The organism is Duganella sp. 1224, assembly GCF_013408245.1.
Classification (GTDB): Bacteria; Pseudomonadota; Gammaproteobacteria; order Burkholderiales; family Burkholderiaceae_D; genus Rugamonas.
Genome location: NZ_JACBYS010000001.1, coordinates 1,020,586 through 1,037,283 on the forward strand (window position 1 = coordinate 1,020,586; position 16,698 = coordinate 1,037,283).

Below are 16,698 nucleotides of genomic sequence, written 5' to 3' on the forward strand. Positions count from 1 at the left end.
GTTGGGATCAGGTGTGCATCTGCAGCAGGGTCGGCATGGCCGGCGGCGGCAGTTCGCGCAGCGCGGCGATCACCTCGTCCACCACCGGCTGCCAGTCGCCGATGCGCTGCTGGCGGAACAGCCGGGCGCTCGGATACCACGGGCTGGTGCTGCCGCGCTCCAGCCAGCGCCACTCGAACGGCGTCGGCAGCATGACCCAGAACGGCTTGCCGAGCGCGCCGGCCAGGTGGGCCACGCTGGTGTCCACCGTGAGCACCACGTCCATCAGGTCGCACAGCGCGGCGGTGTCGCCGAAGTCGTGCAGCAGATGGCTGACCTGGCGCATCGGCAGCGTGTCCAGCAGCGGCTGGTCGGCGGCGCGGATTTCCTTTTGCAGGCAGATGAATTCGCAGTCCTCGCCAAACAGCGGCGCCAGCACCGACAGCGGCAGCGTGCGGTTGTGGTCGTTGCCGTGGGAAGCGCTGCCGCTCCACACCACGCCGACGCGCAGCTTGTCCGTCGGGCCCAGTTCACCCTGCCATTGTTCGCGCTTGGCCGGGTCGCTGCGCAGGTAGAACGGCGCGGACGGGATGGTATCGACCCGGATGTTGAGCGCCAGTGGCAGGCTCAGCAGCGGGATGTGGTAGTCGAACGCTGGCCGCGGGCTGCCGGTGGCCACCAGCTCGTCGACCCATTCCAGCGTGCGCATCAGCGGGATCAGCGGCGGCCACACTTCCAGCACCACGCGCGCGCCGCGCGCCCGCACCTGCTGGGCGAAGCGGCAGAACTGGATGGCGTCGCCGAAGCCCTGCTCGGCGTGCAGCAGGATGGTCTTGCCCTTGAGCGATTCGCGGCCGCTCCATTGCGGCTTGAGGAAGTGGCGCTTGTGGCGCGACAGCGCCAGGTCCTTGGCCACCCAGCGGTATTCGTAGCCTTGCCAGCCGCGCTCGTAATCGCCGCGCGCCAGCAGCAGCAGCGAGCGGTTCCAGTGCGCCAGCGGCAGGTCGGGCTGCAGCGCCAGCGCCCGTTCGTAGCTGGCCAGCGCCTGGTCGTTGAAGCCAAGCTTGTTCAGGATGCTACCCAGGTTGATGTAGGCCAGCGGGTTGGCCGGCGCCATCTTGATCAGCTTTTCCAGCGCCACGCGGGCTTTTTCGAAGTCTTTCTGCTGGTCGGTGTCGGCGATCAGCTCGGCCGGCGCGTGGCGCGCCACGCGCTCCATCTTCAGCGCCAGCGCGTGGCGCAGGCTGTCCAGCATGGCACCGTGCAGCTTGCTGTTGTCGAGCGCGGCCGCGTGCAGCTGGCGCAGTTCGGCGTTGTCGCTGTCCAGCTCCAGCGCTGCCGCGTACAGCGCGGCGGCCGACTGGTGCTGGGTGGCCTGGCCCAGCTGGCCGGCGCGCTGGCGATAGGCGGCGATCAGGCGCGCCTGCGCGGCCTGGGCGTCGGCTTCGGCGCGCTCGGCCTCGTCGGCGCGGCCCAGCGCGCGCAGCGCCAGCGCGCGCTGGCGCTGCGCCAGCACCAGCTCCGGTTGCAGCGCCAGCGCCGCCTCCTGCGCCGGCAACGCTTCCTCGGCGCGGCCTTGCGCCAGCAGCAGGCGGCCCAGGTTGTAGTGGGCGTCGGCGTAGTCGGGCGCCAGCGCCAGCGCCTGGCGATAACTGTCCTCGGCGCTGTCGGCATGGCCGGTGTCGCGCAGGATGTGGGCGCGCACCGCGTGCGCCTCGGGATGGTGCGGGTTGAGCGCCAGCGCCTGCTCGGCGTTGACCAGCGCCAGGTCGTACTGGCGCGCCTGCCACAACAGCAGCGCGCGGTTGGCCCAGGCCTGGTCGTCGTTCGGTTCCAGCGCCAGCACCTGCTCGTAGGCGTCCAGCGCCTCGTCGCCGCGCATCAGCGATTGCAGCGTGACGGCGCGGTTGAACAGGGTGTTGGCGTCGTCACCGGCCAGCGCCAGCGCGCGCTCGTAGTGCTGCAACGCCTCGTCCATGTATTGCAGTTCGCGCAGCGCGTTGCCGAGGTTGCTGTGGGCGCCGGCGTGGTCGGGGTCGACCTGCAGCGCCGAGCGGATGAAGCTGGCGGCGGCGTCGAAATTGCCGCTCTGGAAGGCGGCGATGCCGGTGTGGTGCAGCGCGTCGAAATGCCGGGGTTCCAGCCGCAGCACCTGCTCGTAGGCCTGCAAGGCCTGCGGCAGCTGGCCGTCGCCATGGTACTGGATCGCTTGCTGGAACAACTGCTCAACGTCGGGTGTGTTTGCCATAGAGAGATAAAATTGGAGAGTGGATCTGGCTCAGCCGATCATAACTGAGCGGCCTTCTGTCTGGCTAGGGCGCGGCGCGAAAACCGGCCTCATTGCATGTCGTCGGGCACGGCCGGTTGCGACAGCAGCGTGGCGACCGCCGCCATCGCGTGGAACAGCTGCGCGCTCAGGCCGGCCGTCTGCATGCGGCTGGGGTAGGGATGCTCGCCGCTGGACGGCGGCAGCTCGCGCCGCAGGCGGCAGCGCAGGATGGTCAGGCCGAGGCGGCTGACGGTGGCGGCCAGCTGCGGCAGGATCTCGCGCATGTGCTGCATGGCGGCGGTCTGGGCGGCGCCGACCTCCATCACCACGCCGGCGCCGCTGGCCGGTTCCAGCTGGATCACCACGCGGCCCACTTCCGGCAGCACCAGCTCCAGCCGCAGCGCGGCGCGCGCGCGCTTGCGGCGGTTGCGTTCGTATTCGTCTTCGTCAATCACCACCACCCGCAGCACCAGCCGGCGGTCGCCCCAGGCGTAGACGGCAAAGCGCCACGGCTCCATCTCGGTCAGCAGCGGCAGGCCGGGGCGGCCATCGCGGCTGCCGGCCGGAATCTGGTCGCTCATGAACAGGCTGGCGGGCAGGTGGCGGCCGGTGGTCTGTTCCAGCCAGGCGGCGCGCTGCTCGCTGTAGGTGCGTACCATGACCTGCCACGAGGCGGCCATCATGGCGATGTCGGGCGGCTGCCAGACCAGCTGGCGCGACAGGAAGACCTGGTTGGGGCGCATGGCGGCCGGGTCGCTGGCCTTGGGCACGTCGGCCAGCGCATCGGCCAGCGCCTCCAGGCCGCCGGGCGGCAGCGCGCGGCTGTCGTGGCCGTCCGGTATGGCGTCCACCGGGGCGGCGCCGGCCGGGCCCGCGGTGCCGGGCAGCAGCGGGCCGATCGGGAAGTCGAGATCGACCGGCTGCGCGCCGGGCGCGGGCGCGACCGGGCTTGCCGGCTGCACGGGTTGCCGGTCCGGAACGCCAAGCGGGCGCAGCGTTGGTCCGATGCGGTCTAAGGCCATCAGGCGGGGTGTCCAGTCTTGCGGGTATAAAAAAAGCCAACCGGAAAGTACGCGGTTGGCCCTTGGTCATCCGGATACTTGCGTATCCGGATACTACTACGATTATTACTGCAGCAGGGACATAACCAGCGACGAGGTGCTGTTCGACTGCTTCAGCATCGCGGTGCCGGCCTGCAGCAGCATCTGCTGCGAGGTCATGTTCGACGATTCGGCGGCGAAGTCGGTGTCCATGATGCGGCCTTCGGCGGCCTTGGTGTTGGTCGAGACGTTGGCCAGGTTGTTGTACACGTGGTCCAGACGGTTCGAGGTCGCACCCAGGTTGGAGCGCACCACCGACACGGAGTCGATCGCGCTGGCCAGCAGGTCGATGAAGGAGTTGGCCGAAGCTGCCGAGGTCGACAGTTCGCTGCCTGGGGTGGTGCCAGCCACGCCGGTGGTGGTGAAGTTGGTGGCGGCGGCACCGATGGCGCTTTGCATGGCGCTGACCTGGGTGGTCAGGTCGAACTTCAGGGTTTCGCCGGTCGAGGCGCCGATCTGGAAGGTCAGGCTGGCGTTCTGGAAGGTCGAGGTGCCGGCGGTGGTGTCGGTGTTGAACAGCTTCTGGCCGCCGAAGGTGGTGTTGCCAACGATGTTGGTCAGTTCGTTGGTCAGGGCGTCGAATTCAGCCTGCATCGAGGTGCGGTCGGCGTCGTTCGACGAGCCGTCGGCAGCCTGGGTGGCCAGATCCTTCATGCGCACCAGGATGTTGGTGGTCTCGTCCAGCGCGCCTTCGGCGGTCTGCATCAGCGAGATCGAGTTCTGGGTGTTACGCATTGCAACGGTCATGCCGCTGGTCTGGTATTTCAGACGGGTAGCGATTTGCAGGCCTGCAGCGTCGTCCATTGCCGAATTGACACGGAAGCCGGTGCTCAGGCGGGTCTGCGAAGTCGACAGCGCCGACTGGGTGCGCGAGATCGAGTTCTGTGCGGAAAGGGCCGCGGAATTGGTGTGAAGGCTCAGCATGAAATAACTCCTGGTAGGTGGATTCAGTTCGGAGCAACGAATCTTTTGCGCTCTCCCAAGTACAAGACGACCGTAGCTGGAAGGACATTAAATGCTTCGCGGAAATTTATTGAAAATAATTTGTAACCGGGCTGGAAGCCGCGGTTTACCGTCGTTCCCACCGGCCGATTATGGGCCGATTGCTGGCTGGAATCAAATAAAAACAGCGCGGCTGGCCGGCCGCGCTGTTTTCTGGTTGTTGCTTTTTTACATATTCGGATAGTTGGGTCCGCCGCCGCCCTCCGGCGTCACCCAGACGATGTTCTGGGTCGGATCCTTGATGTCGCAGGTCTTGCAGTGGACGCAGTTCTGGGCGTTGATCTGCAGGCGGTCGCTGCCGTCGTCATTCTTGACGAATTCGTACACGCCGGCCGGGCAGTAGCGCTGTTCCGGCCCGGCGTACTGGGCCAGGTTGACGTCCACCGGCACGCTCGGGTTCTTCAGCGTCAGGTGGATCGGCTGGTCCTCGGCGTGGTTGGTGTTGGAAATGAACACCGACGACAGGCGGTCGAAGGTCAGCTTGCCATCCGGCTTGGGATAATTGATCGGCGTGAACTGCGAGGCCGGCTTCAGGCACTCATGGTCGGCGTGCGCGTGGCGCAGCGTCCACGGCGCCTTGCCGCGGAACACGATCTGGTCGATGCCGGTCATCAGCGAACCCAGGTACAGGCCCTTGTTCAGCCACGGCTTGACGTTGCGCGCCACGTGCAGTTCCTCGTGCAGCCACGATTGCTCGAACGCGGCCGGGTAGGCGGCCAGCTCGTCGCCCTGGCGGCCGGCGCCCAGCGCCGCGAACACCGCGTCGGCGGCCAGCATGCCGGACTTGATGGCGGCGTGCGAGCCCTTGATGCGGCTCATGTTGAGGAAGCCGGCGTCGCAGCCGATCAGCGCGCCGCCCGGGAACACCAGTTTCGGCAGCGATTGCAGACCGCCGGCGGTGATGGCGCGGGCGCCGTACGAGATGCGCTTGCCGCCTTCGAGGAAGGTGCGGATTTCCGGGTGGGTCTTGTAGCGCTGGAATTCCTCGTACGGCGACAGGTAAGGATTGGCGTAGTTCAGGCCGACCACGTAGCCGACCACCACCTGGTTGTTTTCCAGGTGATACAGGAACGAGCCGCCATAGGTCTTGCTGTCCAGCGGCCAGCCGGTGGTGTGGATCACCAGGCCGGGCTGGTGCTTGGCCGGATCGATTTCCCACAGTTCCTTGATGCCGATGCCGTACGACTGCGGATCCTTGCCCTTGTTCAGGTCGTATTTGGCCATCAGCTGCTTGCCCAGGTGGCCGCGCGAACCCTCGGCGAACAGCGTGTACTTGCCGTGCAGTTCCATGCCCAGCTGGAATTCCGGGCCCGGCTCGCCGTCGCGCCTGACGCCCATGTTGCCGGTGGCGATGCCCTTGACCGAGCCATCGTCGTGGTACAGGATCTCGGCGGCGGCGAAGCCGGGGAAGATCTCCACCCCCAGCGCCTCGGCCTGCTGCCCCAGCCAGCGCACCACGTTACCCAGCGAGATCACGTAGTTGCCGTGGTTTTCAAAGCACTTCGGCAGCAGCATGTTGGGCGTTTTGAAGGAGCCGGTTTCGGTCAGGAACAGCACGCGGTCCTCGGTCACCGGGGTGTTGAGCGGCGCGCCTTTTTCCTTCCAGTCGGGGATCAGCTCGGTCAGCGCCTTCGGATCCATCACCGCGCCGGACAGGATGTGCGCGCCCAGTTCGCCGCCTTTTTCCAGCACGACGACCGACACTTCCTGGCCTTTTTCGGCGGCCAGCTGTTTGATCTTGATTGCCGCCGACAAGCCTGCCGGGCCGCCGCCGACGATCACGACGTCATACTCCATCGCATCGCGTGGGCCGTACTGTTCTACTAGGGTTTGAGGCTGTGTCATGGTCTATTGTTATAGTGGTTTTGATAAAGGAAGAAATTTAGCACGAGTGTGCCTTTTTTTCGTCCGGATTGCAATTGTGGCGCCATTGTCCGCGACATTATTAGACACCGCAATCTAATACTGGCTTTTTGTGTAATGATTACGGTTAAACACCGTCCGGAACAAAAGGAGTCACCGTGGGCATAGAAGTCAACTTTGAAGGGAAAATCGCGCTGATCACCGGCGCCTCCAGCGGACTGGGGGCGCGCTTCGCCAAGGTGCTGGCCCAGGCCGGCGCGCAGGTGGTGCTGGCCTCGCGCCGCACCGAGCGCCTGAAGGAGCTGCGCGCCGAAATCGAGGCCGACGGCGGCGCCGCCCACGTGGTCAGCCTCGACGTGACCGACTACGCCAGCATCAAATCAGCCATCGCCCATGCCGAGACCGAGGCCGGCCCGATCGACATCCTGGTCAACAACTCCGGCGTGTCGACCACCCAGCGGCTGGTGGACGTGACGCCGGAAGACTACGCCTTCGTCATGGACACCAACCTGCGCGGCGCCTTTTTCGTGGCGCAGGAAACCGCCAAGCGCATGATCGCGCGCGCCAAGGGCGATCCGGCCAAGCAGCACCGCATCATCAACATCGCCTCGGTGGCCGGGCTGCGCGTGCTGCCGCAGATCGGCGTGTACTGCATGAGCAAGGCCGGCGTGGTGCAGATGACCAAGGCCATGGCGGTGGAGTGGGGCAAGTACGGCATCAACACCAACGCCATCTGCCCCGGCTATATTTCGACCGAGATCAACGAGGAGTATTTCGCCAGCGAGCAGGGCCAGAAGCTGATCGGCATGCTGCCGCGCAAGCGGCCCGGCAAGCCGGAAGACCTGGACGGCCTGCTGTTGCTGCTGGCCGGCGAGGATTCCAACTTCATCAACGGCGCCATCATCTCGGCCGACGACGGCATGACCGCCACCTGACGTCATGCCGGCGCAAGCCGGTATCCATGCCGAGCGCGCGGACCATTACACTCGGCATGGGGCCCGGCTTGCGCCGGGACGACGGGCTAAAGCTGCACGCCGACCAGCTTGTGCACCAGCTCGGACGAGGTGGAGGCGGAAAACTTGCGCATCAGCCGCGCCCGGTGCATTTCCACCGTGCGCGGGCTGAGGTCGACCTGGCGGGCGATGGTCTTGCTGGTCTTGCCCTCGACCAGCAGGGCGGCGATTTCGCGCTCGCGCGGCGTCAGCTCGGCGGTGACCGGGCGTTTTTCGCTGACGTCCTCGAAGGTCCAGATGCCGGCGCCGAGCGGGGCGTCGGCGCGCATCGCGTGGCCGGTGACGTGGCACCAGAACAGCTCGCCATCGGCGCGGCGCATGATGCGCTCGTCGGAATAGCGGCCCTTGGCGTTCATGATGGGAATGATGCGGTCGCCGGTGCGCAGGAACTCGTCCATGGTCGGGTACAGCGCCAGGAAGGACAGGCCTTCCAACTGCTCGCGGGTGTAGCCGAACATCTCGGCCAGCGCGGCGTTGCAGGTCTGGATGGTGCGGTTTTCCGAGATGCACATGCCTACCGGCGCATGGAGGAAAATCGATTCGTAATCAATAATCGGCTGAGCGTGCATGGATGAGCAGGTATTTCTACGGTATTGAACTTTCGGTGGGCGTATTCTATGCTGGATCGCCGCATCGCTAACGTATTTAACAACGTTGGCAAGGCACACGCAACATAAATCATTAAAGGGACACCATGAACAAGATCTATCCCGACGCCGCTGCCGCGCTGAACGGCGTGGTCCAGAACGGCCAGACCATCGCCGTCGGCGGCTTCGGCCTGTGCGGCATCCCCGAGGCGCTGATCGGCGCGCTGCGCGATTCCGGCGTCACCGGCCTGACCGCCATCTCCAACAACGCCGGCGTCGACGGTTTCGGCCTTGGCCAGTTGCTGGAAACCCGCCAGATTAAAAAGATGATCGCTTCCTACGTGGGCGAAAACAAGGAGTTTGCGCGCCAGTACCTGGCCGGCGAGCTGGAACTGGAATTCACGCCGCAGGGCACGCTGGCCGAAAAGCTGCGCGCCGGCGGCGCCGGCATCCCGGCCTTCTTCACCAAAACCGGCGTCGGCACCATTGTTGCTGACGGCAAGGAAATCCGCGAGTTCGACGGCGAGCAGTACGTGATGGAGCGCGCGCTGGTGGCCGACGTGGCGCTGGTCAAGGCCTGGAAGGCCGACAAGGCCGGCAACCTGGTGTTCCGCAAGACCGCCCGCAACTTCAACCCCAACGCCGCCATGGCCGGCAAGGTCTGCATCGTCGAGGTCGAACAGCTGGTGGAAACCGGCGAGATCGATCCCGACCAGGTACACCTGCCAAGCATCTATGTGCACCGCATCGTGGTCAACGCCACGCCGGAAAAACGCATCGAGCAGCGCACCATCCGCGCCGCCAACTAAAGAACATCGGAGATAGAACATGGCATGGACTCGTGATGAAATGGCCGCGCGCGCGGCCAAGGAACTGCAGGACGGTTTCTACGTCAACCTCGGCATCGGCCTGCCGACGCTGGTGGCCAACTACGTGCCGAGCGGCATCGAAGTATTCCTGCAGTCGGAAAACGGCTTGCTGGGCATCGGCCCATTCCCGACCGAAGCCGAAATCGACGCCGACCTGATCAACGCTGGCAAGCAGACCGTGACGGCGCTGCCGGGCGCGGCCTACTTCAGCTCGGCCGACTCGTTCGGCATGATCCGCGGCGGCAAGATCAACCTGGCCATCCTGGGCGCGATGCAGGTGTCGGAACAGGGCGACCTGGCCAACTGGATGATCCCTGGCAAAATGGTCAAGGGCATGGGCGGCGCGATGGACCTGGTGGCCGGCGTCAAGAAAGTGGTGGTGCTGATGGAGCACGTGGCCACCGCCAAGGACGGCTCGACGTCCCACAAGCTGCTGCCGAAGTGCGACCTGCCGCTGACCGGCGTCGGCGTGGTGGACCTGGTCATCACCGACCTCGGCGTGATGGAAGTGACCGACCACGGCCTGAAGGTGACCGAACTGGCGCCGGGCGTCAGCAAGGAGCAGATCCAGGCCGCCACTGGCGTCAAGCTGGACTTCTCGACGCTTTAACTTAGTGTGGCGCCATCGTCGCAGCAGGATCTCGAGCGCACAACATGGCGCTGATCGGCAAAGTGCTTGCCGGCCAGGCCGCGCTGGAAACGGTAGAACTGCTGGGTGGGCACAGGCCGGCGCCAGCGGTCATGGCGGCGCTTCCGGTATGCAAGCACTGCGGCGCTGGCATGGAAAGCGACGTCCGCTTCTGTAGCGACCGCGGTAAGGCCTGCTAGCCCATCGTTGTCCGCAAGGCGATGCCACGGTAGCGGCGGCGGTACGCCACCACGCCGGTGGCCGCCAGCAACACCAAGGCGATCAGGCCCAGCAAATCCTGGCCGCCGTGCGTGACCACCGCCGGCTGGCTGGAGACCATGGTGGCGGCGTTAAACTTGTTGCCGACGCTGTAAGCGCCGATCACCAGTTCCTGGTCGTTGATGGCGTTGACCAGATACAGGCCGTAGCCGCCGCGATGGACCGTCATCTTGCCGTCTCGGTAGACAAAAGAGCGGCGTTCATCGCCGACGCGGATGCTGCCCACCACATGGCCAGCCTGGTTGACGGCGGTGGCGTAACTATCGCCATAGCCGATCAGCGCACCAAGGTCGACCATCTTGCCCTTGTTCCACATAAAAGCATGCCAGCGGCGATCCGGCATTTCCGACGCGCCGACCACCACGCCGTTATCGTTGATGGCGCTGGCGCTGCTGATCCGTCCGCCCAGCGTGCCGAGATCCTGCATGCTGCCGCCCGGTTCGGTCAGGAAGGCATGACGGTAGCCGTCGGCGCGGGCGGCCGTGCCAACCACCGCGCCTTGATTATTGATGCCGGCCGCGTAGCTGATCTTGCCGCCCAGCGTGCCGAGGTCGCGCAGCGCGCCGTCGCCGCCGCTGACGAAGGCGCGGTAATAGCCGTCGCTGGTATCCGAAAAGCCGGCCACCTGGCCGGCGTTGTTGATCGCCGCGCCGTAGCTGCTGTTGCCACCCAGCGTGCCGACGTCCTGCATGCGCTGGCCGTGACGGACCACGAAGGCGCGCCAGTATCCGGCGGCATTTTGCGCCGTCCCGACCACGTCGCCGTTGGCGTTGATGCCCCTGGTGAAACCCTCGCTGCCGCCCAGCGTGCCCAGTTCCACCGGACGCTTGTCAAACAGGATGGCGCGCTGGTGCCCGTACTCGTCCTCGATGATGCCAGCCATCTGGCCACGTGCGTTGATATCGACGGCGATGCTGGCTTCGGTGCCGCGCGCGCCCAGGGGTAGCTCATGCATGATGTCTCCTTGTTGATTGATCGCTAAGGGAACTGCAAGTCTTGTGCCACGGCCAATTATGGCTGAGGCGCGCGAAGGTGTGCGGAAATGAACGTCCGCGTTGTTCGTTTTCGGACAGCGCGGTCTAGTCGCAGGCCGAGCCCATGGCGGTGATCCGCCATTTACCCTTGACCAGTTCCAGCGTGCGGCTGTGGATGCAGGCTTCGTTCGGATAATAGCTGAGCTGGATTTCTGCCGGGCTGGCTTGCACCGTGGCATTCCATGCTTCCCATGCCGCCAGCAAGGCATTGATGACGTCCTTCGTGACCGGGATTGAGCAGGCTTCTTCCTGCTCTTCCCCAGTGCCAGACGACTGATAGTTGATCTTGCGGACCGCGTGGCTGGCGATATAGGCCTTGCTGGCCGCCGACTTGGGCGCGCACAGTAAAGTGTCGATCAGTCTCCAGCCTTCCACCGCCGCAGGGCCGGACAGCTGCGCCCGCAGTGCCTCCTCGGCGGACGCGGTGCAGCACGTGCGAAGCCGCTCGCGGCAGCAACTAAAAGCAGAATTTTCTTTATCATCATTCTTACTAATACCGAATAAACCGGTAACCTGCCAACGGCGGCAGTCTGACAGGCAACCGGAGACCCGAATCGAAATTCGCCGGATCGATGTCCAGCACCGCTGCTCGGTACAGCCACACGCCATGCTAGTAATCGTATTTTTTTGAGAAGGCAAAACGACTGGACCTAGCCCCCGTCACATTTTGTCGGAACTTGTTTAGCTCATTAGCGCGCTGTGTGAGTAAAGATACAATACATTCATCGTGGGCAACTCCCGCGCAGACGCCGTTGTCGCAATTGGCATTCTGATCAACTTCTTCACATTTTTCCAGCCGCCAGTCTAGCCAGCTCCTTTGTGTTTTACGCAGATCGGCAACATCTTCTTTGGACAACACTTTAATTAGCTCTTTGTATTCCTTGTTGAGTTTTTTATCCTCCTTCACGTATGCCGCGTAATTTTCGCAACGACTAAGAGGAGTATTGTCGAGCTTGCAATCTTGATCTTGCGAGCGATTTTTTAATACGCAATCGTTCTTGCATTCTGCGAAAGCCAGAATGGATGAGCAGCAAAACAACAATACAAGTATATTCAGAAATTTTTTCATGATTCAGTAAGTTGATGTGTCATACAAGTCCTCAGCCAAAAAGCCAAGTTCATCTTTAATCAATAACTTAACGCGCCGCGACTCATCTTCGTGTACCTCCGTGTCACCTATCTTACCTTTTGCAGCGGCAATGGCGTCCAAGCACTTTCGTTCGTCTTCTGAGGACTTGAATGGCCTTTGTACCTTGAGTTCATCGGCAACGCTGTACAGGAGGCGCGACAGCTTTTGTCCCACGCCGCCTCGAATATTGCATGCAGCCAAAAACGCTAATCCTAATGCGGAACGCACGTTATTGGTTTTGGCAAGTTGCAGGAGCGGATTGAAATAGCGCTCCACTGCAAAGTCCAGCTGAACTTCCTGGAAGTCCAGTACTTTTCCGGCAGCCAGAAAACGCTCTTTCCACGTGCCAGTCCAGAGGTCTGTCGCCGTTGCGCCTTTTTGAGCAGGAATCGGTTGCACGCGTTTACCGCGAATTTCGCGCGACACTGGTAAGTCTGATTGTGTAGGGCCGTTGGCCAGTCTGGCTAACTCCTTGCCTTCTGGTTTGCGTCGGATGGAATTCCAATACGCCTGTCCCGACATCGGGATGGTGGCGTTGTTGGCCAAATCGGCACGCCCTGTTGTGGTCAAGGTGATCAAACTGTCCGCTATCGCCGAGTCGCCCCCACCAAATACCTCAGTAAATTTCGCCCCGTTCTTGGCTTTCATTTTGACCAGCAGGTCACCCAGACTACCGCTATCCTGGGTGTACTGAATAACCCCATAAGACAGACCGATGTGCACGATGCGTGAATAGGTTAAACCGCCTATTCCTTTTTTGCCATATTTGCGGCCAACGAACTCTTGGTCGGTGTTAATGCTGCCAAACCCATCCGCATTCATTTCGCAAACCGCTACTGCCGCGACGATCTGTTTTTTCTCGTTGTCAGTCAATTTTACGCCGCCGAACTGAACGACGTGGGCTTCCTTTCCCAACCTCTCCTTTAAATTCTCCTTTACATCGCTCAGCTGTCGTGTGCTACGGCTACCTTTTTTCGCAGGTGGCGTCTGCTTATGCTCCGGGGGTTTTGTGTCCTTCGGAACATCAGCTTTCTCCTCTTTTTGCACCCGTTCATTGGCTTCGTCGGTACGCAGTTTCTGCAGCAGGTTTTCAATCCATTGCAGACTGAGTTCTCTTGCATGAAGCATGGCCTCGTCCACCTGCTCCGAAAGTGACTTTTCACGTGCTGCAGGTGCGGGTGAGGGTTTTGCAGGAGGCGTGACAGCTGGAGGCGCTTGTTGTTCGCGCTTTTTGGGGATGGTTAACACTTGTCCCGTGTGGATTCTGTCCGGGTCCTTGATATGGTTCGCCTCGATCAGTGACGCTTTATCCACATGAAATAGTTTCGCGATGGACGAGATGCTTTCTCCATCCCTGACTTTGTGTGTAGGCATATTCAGCTAATACGTTTAAGAATTTGAATTTCGGCGACAGTTGCCATTTTTGATGTCAGCAGTTCTGAGCACCCGTTCTTGTCGGTTGTGCCTTCCATGAAGGTGCCATCCTTCATCCAGATACGATATGGACGGTTTTTCAATAAGTGACCATCGAGATCGGTGAGTACGATGACCTGCGAGGCTTTGGGTTTATCGATCGGCAATACAGGTATTGGGAGCAGGTCTGCAGGCAAGGGCGGTGTACTGGTGTAGGTGTCGCTACCGCCATCAAACACGTGCTGCGCCCCCTTGACGGTGAAGTTGCCAGGACAGGCGAACGTAATGTCGCCGCCTTCCAGCGTGATCGACGACTGACCAGCCTGCAGCACGATCTTCTGGTTGGCCTTGATCTCGATGCTGTCGTTGACCGAGATGACCTTGACCGCCTTGTCCGCCAAGATCTCCAGCTGGTCGGTATGCGCCTGCAGCGATACCGGGCCGTTGGCGGCGATCGCCTGGATGCCGCCGCTGTGGCTGAAGTAGCCGGCGGCGTGGGCGGCGACCGACGACAACGTGTGCGCCGCCGTGATGTGCATATCGCCTTGCGTGGTCCAGTGCAGCTGTTCGCCGGCGAACAGCACGGTCGAAGCCGGCGTGGCCCAGTTGATGCTGGCCGGGGCGTCCATCAGCACCAGCGGATCGGCAAACTTCTCCACCGGCTGCGCCGCGTCCAGCGTGCGTGCGCCGGGCTGCGCCTTGCTGGCTTCCTGGCCGTTGACCGCGCCGTCGTGCTTGCCTTTGTCCTTGGGATCGATGCGCGACAGCAGTTCCTGCTGGGCGTTGGCGGCGCTGGCGCTGGTCAGCGCCTGCTGGCGGGTGGCGGCGTCGGCCAGCGTCTTGCCCAACTCGTGCGCCGCCTTCAGCGCGCGCACCGCTTCTGCCGCGTCCATTTGCGTCGAGGTGACGCCAGCGCCCTGCGCGGGGCGGGCGCTGGTGGTCAGCAGCACGCCGTCGCCGCCGCGCACCACGGCCCAGGCGTCGGTGCGCAGTTCGAAGCCCGAGCCGCGATATGCACCGCGTTGTGCCGAGCCGGGCGCTTGCGCGATCAGGTAGCCGAGGTTGAGCTGGGTGGCGGCGGTGCTGGTGGCCAGCCGCATGCGCACCTGGCCTGGCGTGTCATCCAGCTGCCATTGGTTGTAGCCGCCGCCGTCGAAGTTGTTGCTGTGGATGCCGGACAGCGTGCCGGCGTGGTTGGCGCCGGAATCCTCGCCGGCGGCGTAGGGCGGCGTGTCCGAACCGGTGTACAGCTGCGCCACCACCAGCGGCCGGTCCATGTCGTTGTCGATGAAGTCGACCAGCACCTCGGTGCCGATGCGCGGCGTGAATTGCGTGCCCCAGTTGGGACCGGCGAGCGCCTCGGCCACGCGCACCCAGGTGCCGCTGCTGTCGTCGCCGGGCGCGCTGCCCTTGGCGTCGGTGTCGTGGGCGATGCCGCCGGGATTGGCGCCCTGGCCGCGCTGCCAGGCGAACTGGATGCGCACCTGGTGGTCGCGGGTGCTGGTGGCCACCGCGTCCGGTACGCCGACCACGATGGCGGTCTGCGGTCCCAGCGCGGTGGCGGCCTGCGGGGCGGCGATGGCGCGCGGCACGATGGCCACGGCTGCGCGCGCACAGCCGAAGCTGTTGCGGTAGGTGCCGGCCTCGATCAGGCTGGCCGCCTGCTTGACCTGCGACGTGAAGTTGTTGCGCGCTTCGTGCCGCACCCATAGCACGGTGAAGCGGTTGTCGGCCGCGTAGCGCTCGTGCTGCGTCAGCGCGAAGGCGTGGCCGGGCGCCAGTTGGCGTGCCGCGCCGGCACCATCGAAGAGTTTGTTATCCAGTTCCAGCGCCTGCAGCATCAGTTGGCTATGCTGGTCGGCCGTGTCGCTGGCGCTGGCGATGCGTTCGCCGGCGCCGTCGTACACCGGCAGCGATGGCAGTTCGCCGGCGTCCAGCGCCGATTGTTGTTCGGCCGCTGGCGCCATCAGTTGCGCCGGATCCCAGCTGCTGATGCTGACGGCGTTGGCCCGCACCTGCCGGCGCGCGGCAAACTGGTCGATGGCGTCGGCGCTGTCGCTGGCGCGCACGCCGTGGAAGCGGATGTCGGCGCCGCCGGGCATGTCGGGCGCTTTGGCCTGGCTGTCGAAGATCACCAGCTTGTGTTTTGCCTGGCCGTCGGTGGCGTCGTCGGCGGGCTGGTCGTGTTCGAAGCGCCAGTTCAATCCTTCCGAAGCCAGCAGGCGCTGGAAGAATTCCAGGTCGCTCTCGCGGTATTGGGTGCAGATGGCGCGCGTGGCCAGCGATTGGGTGACGTCAAATTCGAAGCGCAGTTGCGGGTAGTCGGCCAGCAGCTCGGTGATGATGTCCTGGACGTTCTTGTCCTGGAAAATGTAACTGTCGCGGCGCAGCCGCAGCAGCGCCAGCGCCGGTTCCAGCAGCAGGCGGTAGCGCGCCGTGCCGCCGTCGGCGCCCAGCCACGCGGCCTCGGTGCAGATGCCGTGCCAGGCGCGGCGCGCGCCGTCCGCCTGCAGCAGCGTCACCGTCAGTTCCTCGCCGATGAACTGGTTCAGGTCGAGATCGGTCGAGGTGCTGAGCGCGTCCACCTCGAACGCGTACAGTTCGTTGACGCCCTCGCGGCCGCTGAAGCGCTCGGCCATCAGCGCTTCCGGCAGCGACGTGTCCTGCGCGCTGGCCAGCGTGATCAACCGCGCGTGCTGGCTCAGTCCGGTGCCAAACAGCCCCAGTGCCGAGGGGATGAGTGATGCAATGTCCATTTACGGCAGCGTAATGGTCAGGTTGGCCTGGCGCGGCGCCAGCTTGACGACGTCGTTATAGGCCGCCACCTGGTGTTCGGTGTTGCGGTCGAGCGAGGTGCGCAGGCCGATGTAGCCGAGCACGCAGATCAGGCCGAACACCGAGCACAACACCCACAGCGGCAGGTCGCTGCGCAGCTTGTGGACGATCTGGTCCGGCCGCTCGGCGTGCGGCGCAAAGCCGCCGCGCTTGCCTTTCATGTGGGCGATTTCGTCGCCCAGGCGCGCGGTCAGGTAGTTCAGCTTTTCCGAGCCTTCGAGGATGTAGCGGCCCTGGAAGCCGAGCAGCAGGCACATGTGGAATACCTCCAGCGCCTGCAGGTGGGCGCTGCCGCGCGCGCGCAGCGCTTCCAGCCGGTGGAAGAAGTTTTCGCCGGCCAGCTGTTCGCCGAACAGCACCAGTTGCAGCGGACGGCGCTCCCAGGCGTCGCGGATGGCGAACGGCGAGCGCAGGATGATCTCGTCCACCGCCGCGCAGAAGGCGTACTTGGCGGCGTCGATGTCGTCCGGCGAGGCGCCGTGCTTGCGGGCGGCGCGGCCGAAGTCGTCGAGGAACTGCGTCATCTTGCTGGCGAATTCGGCGTTTTCGGCCGGGCCGTTGCCGTTCTTCAGCATGAACAGCGCGTAGAAGCCGTCATACATCAGGTCCAGCAGGGTTTGCGGCGCGGTGCTGGCCGCTGGCGCCGGCGCGGCGCCCATCAGGGAAGGAGCGGTTACGGTATTCATGGTGCTCTGCCT

14 protein-coding genes are annotated in these 16,698 nt (G+C 63.9%); 3 read left to right on the forward strand and 11 right to left on the reverse strand.

Annotated elements, in window-relative coordinates; genetic code table 11:
- Positions 1–7 precede the first annotated feature (7 nt).
- The 4 genes from FHW58_RS04675 to FHW58_RS04690 all read right to left on the reverse strand — a co-directional run bounded on the left by FHW58_RS04675 (position 8) and on the right by FHW58_RS04690 (position 6,195).
- Positions 8–2,227 carry a tetratricopeptide repeat protein gene (locus tag FHW58_RS04675; RefSeq protein ID WP_179671879.1) on the reverse strand — a complete coding sequence of 740 codons (2,220 nt, stop codon included), beginning with the start codon at positions 2,225–2,227 and terminating at the stop codon, positions 8–10.
- 89 nt (positions 2,228–2,316) lie between these two features.
- Positions 2,317–3,210, reverse strand: coding sequence for a hypothetical protein (locus FHW58_RS04680; protein WP_373996627.1), 894 nt, complete (start codon positions 3,208–3,210; stop codon positions 2,317–2,319).
- 165 nt (positions 3,211–3,375) lie between these two features.
- Positions 3,376–4,272, reverse strand: coding sequence for a flagellin (locus tag FHW58_RS04685; RefSeq protein ID WP_179671881.1), 897 nt, complete (start codon positions 4,270–4,272; stop codon positions 3,376–3,378).
- 246 nt (positions 4,273–4,518) lie between these two features.
- Positions 4,519–6,195, reverse strand: coding sequence for an electron transfer flavoprotein-ubiquinone oxidoreductase (locus FHW58_RS04690; RefSeq protein WP_179671882.1), 1,677 nt, complete (start codon positions 6,193–6,195; stop codon positions 4,519–4,521).
- A gap of 176 nt (positions 6,196–6,371) precedes the next feature.
- Between FHW58_RS04690 and FHW58_RS04695 the strand changes: the two genes are divergently transcribed.
- Complete coding sequence (locus tag FHW58_RS04695; RefSeq protein ID WP_179671883.1) at positions 6,372–7,148, forward strand: SDR family oxidoreductase; 777 nt, start codon at positions 6,372–6,374, stop codon at positions 7,146–7,148.
- Positions 7,149–7,234: 86 nt separating this feature from the next.
- Here FHW58_RS04695 and FHW58_RS04700 read toward each other — a convergent pair whose 3' ends face one another.
- Positions 7,235–7,795: a PAS and helix-turn-helix domain-containing protein gene (locus FHW58_RS04700; RefSeq protein ID WP_179671884.1), complete on the reverse strand. Its 561-nt coding sequence runs from the start codon at positions 7,793–7,795 to the stop codon at positions 7,235–7,237.
- 125 nt (positions 7,796–7,920) lie between these two features.
- Here FHW58_RS04700 and FHW58_RS04705 point away from each other — a divergent pair, with 125 nt between their 5' ends.
- Both FHW58_RS04705 and FHW58_RS04710 read left to right on the forward strand, forming a co-directional pair.
- Positions 7,921–8,622, forward strand: a complete 702-nt coding sequence (locus FHW58_RS04705; RefSeq protein WP_179671885.1) for a CoA transferase subunit A — start codon at positions 7,921–7,923, stop codon at positions 8,620–8,622.
- 19 nt (positions 8,623–8,641) lie between these two features.
- Positions 8,642–9,292: a CoA transferase subunit B gene (locus tag FHW58_RS04710; protein WP_179671886.1), complete on the forward strand. Its 651-nt coding sequence runs from the start codon at positions 8,642–8,644 to the stop codon at positions 9,290–9,292.
- 214 nt (positions 9,293–9,506) lie between these two features.
- Here FHW58_RS04710 and FHW58_RS04715 read toward each other — a convergent pair whose 3' ends face one another.
- The 6 genes from FHW58_RS04715 to icmH form a co-directional block, all read right to left on the reverse strand.
- Positions 9,507–10,544, reverse strand: coding sequence for an HAF repeat-containing protein (locus FHW58_RS04715; protein ID WP_179671887.1), 1,038 nt, complete (start codon positions 10,542–10,544; stop codon positions 9,507–9,509).
- A 124-nt stretch (positions 10,545–10,668) separates the two neighbouring features.
- Entirely contained in the window at positions 10,669–10,998 is a 330-nt protein-coding gene (locus tag FHW58_RS04720) for a hypothetical protein (RefSeq protein WP_179671888.1), read from the reverse strand.
- A gap of 235 nt (positions 10,999–11,233) precedes the next feature.
- Positions 11,234–11,692, reverse strand: coding sequence for a lysozyme inhibitor LprI family protein (locus FHW58_RS04725; protein WP_179671889.1), 459 nt, complete (start codon positions 11,690–11,692; stop codon positions 11,234–11,236).
- Positions 11,693–11,695: 3 nt separating this feature from the next.
- Positions 11,696–13,126 (reverse strand): LysM peptidoglycan-binding domain-containing protein, encoded by a 1,431-nt coding sequence (locus FHW58_RS04730; RefSeq protein WP_179671890.1) that lies wholly within the window; start codon positions 13,124–13,126, stop codon positions 11,696–11,698.
- Between the two features lie 2 nt (positions 13,127–13,128).
- Positions 13,129–15,921 carry a type VI secretion system Vgr family protein gene (locus FHW58_RS04735; protein WP_179671891.1) on the reverse strand — a complete coding sequence of 931 codons (2,793 nt, stop codon included), beginning with the start codon at positions 15,919–15,921 and terminating at the stop codon, positions 13,129–13,131.
- The gene (gene icmH / locus FHW58_RS04740; protein ID WP_179671892.1) at positions 15,922–16,686 is read right to left on the reverse strand and encodes a type IVB secretion system protein IcmH/DotU; all 765 of its coding nucleotides are present in this window, start codon (positions 16,684–16,686) and stop codon (positions 15,922–15,924) included. It abuts the gene before it with no gap.
- Between the last annotated feature and the right edge of the window lie 12 nt (positions 16,687–16,698).